6 protein-coding genes are annotated in these 5965 nt (G+C 45.3%); 1 reads left to right on the top strand and 5 read right to left on the bottom strand.

Annotation, left to right across the window (positions count from 1 at the left end; genetic code table 11):
• The coding region (locus tag B3K91_RS11665; RefSeq protein WP_414674588.1) for an InlB B-repeat-containing protein at positions 1-643 on the bottom strand (643 nt) is incomplete at its 3' end.
• A gap of 392 nt (positions 644-1035) precedes the next feature.
• Between B3K91_RS11665 and B3K91_RS11660 the strand changes: the two genes are divergently transcribed.
• Positions 1036-2193 (top strand): cytochrome c biogenesis CcdA family protein, encoded by a 1158-nt coding sequence (locus B3K91_RS11660; RefSeq protein ID WP_103133817.1) that lies wholly within the window; start codon positions 1036-1038, stop codon positions 2191-2193.
• Positions 2194-2967: 774 nt separating this feature from the next.
• On the opposite strand, the gene B3K91_RS11655 is transcribed toward B3K91_RS11660, so the two are convergent.
• The 4 genes from B3K91_RS11655 to B3K91_RS11640 form a co-directional block, all read right to left on the bottom strand.
• Positions 2968-3432 (bottom strand): hypothetical protein, encoded by a 465-nt coding sequence (locus B3K91_RS11655; RefSeq protein ID WP_103133816.1) that lies wholly within the window; start codon positions 3430-3432, stop codon positions 2968-2970.
• Positions 3433-3454: 22 nt separating this feature from the next.
• Positions 3455-4522, bottom strand: coding sequence for a hypothetical protein (locus B3K91_RS11650; RefSeq protein ID WP_103133815.1), 1068 nt, complete (start codon positions 4520-4522; stop codon positions 3455-3457).
• An 11-nt stretch (positions 4523-4533) separates the two neighbouring features.
• Positions 4534-5316 carry a hypothetical protein gene (locus B3K91_RS11645; RefSeq protein WP_103133814.1) on the bottom strand — a complete coding sequence of 261 codons (783 nt, stop codon included), beginning with the start codon at positions 5314-5316 and terminating at the stop codon, positions 4534-4536.
• A gap of 14 nt (positions 5317-5330) precedes the next feature.
• On the bottom strand, positions 5331-5965 hold a 635-nt coding region (locus B3K91_RS11640; RefSeq protein ID WP_292590599.1), incomplete at its 5' end, for an InlB B-repeat-containing protein.

Here is a 5965-nt window from a genome sequence, read left to right as displayed (position 1 = left end):
CGAAGTCGTAGCATTCTGCCGGAGTGGCTACTACCGTTATTTCAGATCCGAATACGTACTTACCGCCACCGGAAGCCATTCCGCCTTCTTCAGGGATGACATCCACAGTGACCATGTACTCGTTGTCAAAATGCGCAACAAACGCTCTGTTAGCACTTACAACAAACTCGAGCGGATTGTCTGAACTGATGGGTAACCCGTTCTCAGTCCACTCAACGAACTTGAATCCCTCAGCAGCCACAGCTGTTAGTGAAGCTGTGTCGCCAAAAACATAAGAGCGGGCACCTGTTACCGTGCCACCATTTTCGGGGTCAACCGAAGCTTTTATATCGAAAGATTTCTTTACAAAAACTGCTGTTGCCGATATGGAATCTTTCAACACGATTTCTTTAACGTTTTCGCTAAAGCTTCCCAGACCCCCAATTTCCCATTCCTTGAAATCATAGTTTTCTGCCGGTGTCGCTGTAAGTGTCACACTGGCTCCATACTTGTAAGTGTGCATACCAACGGCAGGATCGGTCTCTCCAAGACCCTGGATAGCTATAGTAAGATTGAGATCAATCTTCTTTAGACACCCGGTCAGGAGAAAAGCAAGACCAACAAACAGAACAAGAATCAACAGAACACGAGACCGCTTTGCCACCTTGAACACCCCCTAAGAAGCGTTTGCTTGTAACAGTTTATATTTCTAGAACAACATCAATAACATCGTTAGAGCATTCCGGACTATGAACCACAAACCCACAAAAGCGCCACTCTGATTTTATCACGTTTACAGAATCCATGTCAAATAAATAGCCTCTCTCAAAAAACCAACAGAGATTCCTTATCAAATTGATGCAGCAAGGATCTTGAGAAATATTATAAACCATGGACTGCCAAATACCAAATGAGTTGGCATACACCTTTTTTTCCTCGCTAATGATAAGGAAATCTCTTTCGATTTCTTGTGAGTAAAGCAAGCTTTATTACCCGGGTGGTATAATCTTAGAAATCCAAAAGCGACAAACTTTGTGTGGTTAACGGGGTGAATGTATGAAACGTACTCTACTTCTTGTTTTCTTTAGCCTTATTTGTCTTTCGGCAACCGCTTCGGTGATTATTGATTTTTTCGGAGTTCCCACATGTCAGGAGTGCTTCGAGGCCGAGATGATGATAGACAGTCTCAAATATGAAGTGGAAGAAGAAGTGATTCTGAACAAGTATTTACTTACCGAATCGAAGAATCAGGAGCTCAAGCTGAAATACACGAGGGTTTACAACGTCAATGACAGCGAGGCAGATCTAGTCCCGCTTATTTTTATAGGCAAAGACGCCTTCACCCCATCAAACCTCGATCCGACGGCAGTTCTTGATAGCATGTTGAATTACTCCTCGGAAGAACGGGAGAAAAAGCAACGGGAGATAGATGAACTCGAGGAAGACGTGAGTCAAGTGTTGACGGAAAGATACAGCCAGTTCAGTCTATTCGTCGTTCTAGGAGCCGGTCTTATCGACGGGATAAACCCATGTGCCTTTGCCGTCCTTATATTTCTGGTTTCGTACCTTTATTATGTTGGAAGGGGTAGAAACGAGATACTTGTGGCCGGCCTGTTCTTCGCTATTGGAATCTTTGCCGCTTATCTGGCTATGGGGACGGGTCTTCTCGGCGCCGCAGGGTACATCGACAGCGTTTCCCGTCTCTTTCAGATTGTATTCTATCCGGCGATGACGGTCTTCACCGCAGTTCTGGCAATACTCTCCGTCGTTGACTTCTACAGAATGCGGTACAAAGGTAAGAAGGCTGTGCTTGAACTCTCTAAAGGCCTGAAGCGCAAGACTCACGAGATAATCCGAAAGAACGCGAAGGTCAAGACGATCTGGATCGCATCGCTAATAACCGGAATACTGGTTTCATTTGTGGAGTTCATGTGCACGGGCCAGATATATCTCCCGACGATAGTGTATGTCATAAGCAGCGCCGGAATGTCAGCTCGGGCACTGGGCTTCCTGATAGTATATAATCTCGGTTTCACTGTTCCAATAATCGCGATTACTCTCATTGCTTATTTCAGCTCATCAACAAAGAAGATACAGGAGTTTATGACTTCCACTCAGGCAGCAGCAAAGATCAAGCTGCTCATGGGAGCTTTGTTTGTAGTCTTTTTTGTAATAATGCTTAACATTACGCTTAAGACATTCAATTTGATTTAGGCAGCGAGGCCCCCCAGAACTTAGATTAGTACCGATGAAACATGCCCGATGGAAAACACGATTAGTCATTTATGATGCCGTCTGGCTCCCTGTTCTTCACAAGCTTTATTTTGACAGTACGTCCTTGCCATATCTCATGCAAGAGAAACCTCATCATCACCCACAAGTCTGGGAATCAAATGCCAAACATATACTGGTGCTTGTGCGAATGCTTTGGTTTTTTCCTGATGTTCCTGATCTTAATTCCTCCCTCGAGGGAGCTCATCATTTCCCATAAGTTAGCCCTAAATAGAAATCATATTGTGCTTCTTCTCCCTTGACAATATGTGCTGTGATTGGCTCTTGATGATCCTGATTTTAAGTCCTCCCTCAAGGGAGGAGGGCTCTTGAGAAGAAGAGAAAGAAGAAGCTGAGTGACGGGACACCGGCACACAGCTTTCAGACTCTTCTATTTGAAATGAGTACGATTGTCTGTAACGATGCTATCTTACCTGCAATACCGGAGATGCCTTCATTCACGATAATGACAACTCCTAACGAGGTACAGAGGAAAGCGCTTGAACTCGTCGGATTGAAACAACTCAGAAAACGTAGACAGAAATAACCACTTCATTTCTCTGAAATCATTTCAGATAGGTATTTCTTGCTTGTTCAGTTTGGGGACTTCAGTATAAAGGTATTCTTTTCCACAATAACATGGAAACACTATGTGTTCTTCAAGAATTATCGTGTGAAAGAAAGGAGAAATTGTCCTGTTATTCTAGAGGAGAGCCGCTATTTCTTCAAAGTCCCGGTCCATTCGCCAATTTCTCTTGCAAGGCTATCGAGGTAGATTTTTCCGTCGTTGATAAGAGTGCCGGTTGCCGTGACTGTGACCGTACCGTTTAGTATAACATCTCTCATCTCCCCAAACACGGGCGGATATCGTACCTGCATGGTGACGGTGAGAAAATTATCGGGTTTGTCTGTTACTGTGCCTTCGACATCGACTTTTATCAGTTCATCAAGTCCAGGAGGCATCGTGCTTCCCCAGCCTTTTATGGTGTTTCCGTCCTGATAAGTGATCTTCATTGTGCCGGTACCCTTGATTGTGGTGTTGTCATGTTTCACTTTGCCTTCAAGTTGCCAGGTACCAAAAACGGCAGGAGCGTTTTTCGGGTCGAAGTGTCTATTCCAGAAGCATCCTCCGAGTGTTAGTGCCAAGAGAACAATGAAAAGAACTATGATTCGAGTCTTCATCTTCCCCCTCCTGTTTTTCGTTTTATTTGTGGGCCGTCCATTCGCCTATCTTTCTTACCGGTTTGAGAAGGAATATGCCGTAGCCTTCACCTGTACCAGATGATTCAGCGAAGATAGCGCCGCCTTCTACGCGGAGTTTGCCTTTCATCAGTATATCGTACTTAGCACCATTTACAGGATTTGCCATAGTCCCGGTGATTGTCATCTCAGTGGAGGTAAACTCGATATCCACCGAATCAATCTCAATACTGAATTCCTCGGATTTAACGTTCCCGTGTTCGTCGGTGTAGGTTGAGCTGGCCGTTATCTCTACCGGACCGGACATCTCCCAGTTCTGCTGGCTAATACCCAGCGTACCGGTTCCGGTCGCCTTCACATATCCATATGTTGAGCTTTCGTAGTCTATGGTTCCCGTGAAATTCCAGGTCCCGAGATAAGGATTTGCGAAGCCGTAGTTGTTGGCAAAGACCGCAAAATCCGCAAGGGTTATCGAGCCGTCAGGAGCTCCGGGAACTGAAAAGATTTTCTGCCAGATTCCCGAGTATTGTTTCTCAGATGCACCAACATCGAATTTCTCATCGTACTCTTGCGAACCTTCCGAGAAGCCATACGCGGGAGCGAACGAAGCAAAATCGGACAGTGTGATGTAGCCGTCTCCGTTATAATCGCCTATTAGTTCTGGATCCACGCTATTCTGCTTCCAATAAGAATTGGAGATACGATTCAAAACGATTGTGTCACACTTCGAGATAGCTATGCCGGCCGCGTGTTCCGAAGAGATCAGAAGTACTGGCCTGGAGAAATCAACATTCCTGAAGCCGGAAATGGCTACGGTCAGATCCGAATGGTTGCTGCGTGTTATTATCAAGACTCCCTGAAGAGGAGATAGATCTTCAATTTTGAGACCTTCCCCAACCAGAGTTATCTCTATTGCATCTATTCCTTCTCTTACATAAAGCTCGGCTCCGTCTGGAAGTCTCTGGAGTATATACCGGCCGCTTTGATCGAACCTCGGAAAGTGTCCGACACATGAAGCCATAAGCATTGTGACAACAATAGATATAAACACGATGTATGTCATTATTTTCATCTCAGACCCCCCTACTGGATTGTGATTATCCCGGTATCAGACAGATCGAGTCCACTAATCTCGGGAATCACACCGGTACTGAATTTAACATTTCCTTCGCTAACATATTCGGAGAAGAGTATCTCCGTATTGCCGGCTTTGTCAAGTACATTGACAAATACTCTCAGCAGCTCCGTATTCTGAACATCGAGATCTTTCAGTCCGGCCACGGCCACGTGAATAACACTTTCGGAAGGCTGCTTGATTATTATAAGTCCCCCGACAAGGGACTGGACTATACCGGGACATGTAAGATACTCCGTATCGAACTCAAATACAACTTCAAAGGCGTTTATCTCACCTAAGTTATTGGCTTTAACAACAAAGCTTCCAAGACTGTTCCTGTTTAAAGTGGTATCGATTATTTCGAAGGAGGGCCCTGCAACAACTATGGTGGAAGCCGCGCTCTTCACTGGGTCCCCAGCCTTTCCCTTTATATCTACCGGTATGACTTCGAAATACATGAATTTACCAGCGTCTTGCGAAGTGAGCAAATACTCACGTTTAGTGGCTAAGGGAATCGACTCAAGACCAGTGCCGTCGGCTTTGTCTGAACGATACCATTTGTACTCGGATGCTCCTTCAGGCTCTTGTTCGGGATCCAGAAAAGTGTATTCTCCCTTTACTTTCTGCCCGCTAACGGTATCTCCTGTGATCCTTACATCTGAAGCACTGGGCTTCTTGTTTATCGGTGGACAGGCCGTAAGTGCAATCAGCAAGATCAACATAACGGTGATATAGGCTAATTTTCTCAATCAGATCACCCCATTCAGTTTATGGTTATCGTGCCTGGAATCAGAGTAATATTCGGACTCTTGAATACCTGAGGCGGCTGGCTGTCATCGGCTACCGCAGTTTCGACTGGAGAATCATTATATACATAGCCAGTAAAACCGATGGTTGTACTTCCAGATGAGATCTCAAGTACTGCAATAGTTGCTATCTTAGTCCTTGCCGCGAGGTTCACGGGTTGACCTCCTGCGATGAAATGGATTATTCCACCGGTGTTTCTTATCATGTTCGCAAGCGACCATCCAAGACCGGCATCGTTAGACATGGCTATTACATTCAGCTTTGCTGGATCAAAACTCAAAACGTATTCGATCGCCGCAACACCGAATTCGAAACCTTCGGCGTATATGTCTATATACTCAAAACCATCCATCGTGGTGTTGTTTATCTGGATCGTTCCTTTACTTATAGTCGTGAAGTTCGCAACTAGCGTTCTGTTCTTTGTAGCCGTAAATGAATAACTGGCGTTAGTACTTACCTGCGCTCCATTCTCTGTCCAGTTGACGAACCTGTATCCCTCTTTGGGGGTAGCTGAAAGATTGACAGTATCTCCATGGGTGTAGATCCCTCCACCGGCAGCAGTTCCGCCAGCCGCAGGATTGGCCGAAACGT

The organism is Mesotoga sp. UBA5847 (assembly GCF_002432735.1).
Classification (GTDB): domain Bacteria; phylum Thermotogota; class Thermotogae; order Petrotogales; family Kosmotogaceae; genus Mesotoga.
The sequence above is the reverse complement of the archived record's forward strand: the minus strand, read 5'-3'. Positions and strand labels throughout refer to the sequence as shown.

Bases quoted from the DNA above. Each gene is read 5' to 3' on its own strand.
- B3K91_RS11660 (WP_103133817.1), top strand. From the start codon at position 1,036: ATGAAACGTACTCTACTTCTTGTTTTCTTTAGCCTTATTTGTCTTTCG.
- B3K91_RS11655 (WP_103133816.1), bottom strand. From the start codon at position 3,432: ATGAAGACTCGAATCATAGTTCTTTTCATTGTTCTCTTGGCACTAACA.
- B3K91_RS11650 (WP_103133815.1), bottom strand. From the start codon at position 4,522: ATGAAAATAATGACATACATCGTGTTTATATCTATTGTTGTCACAATG.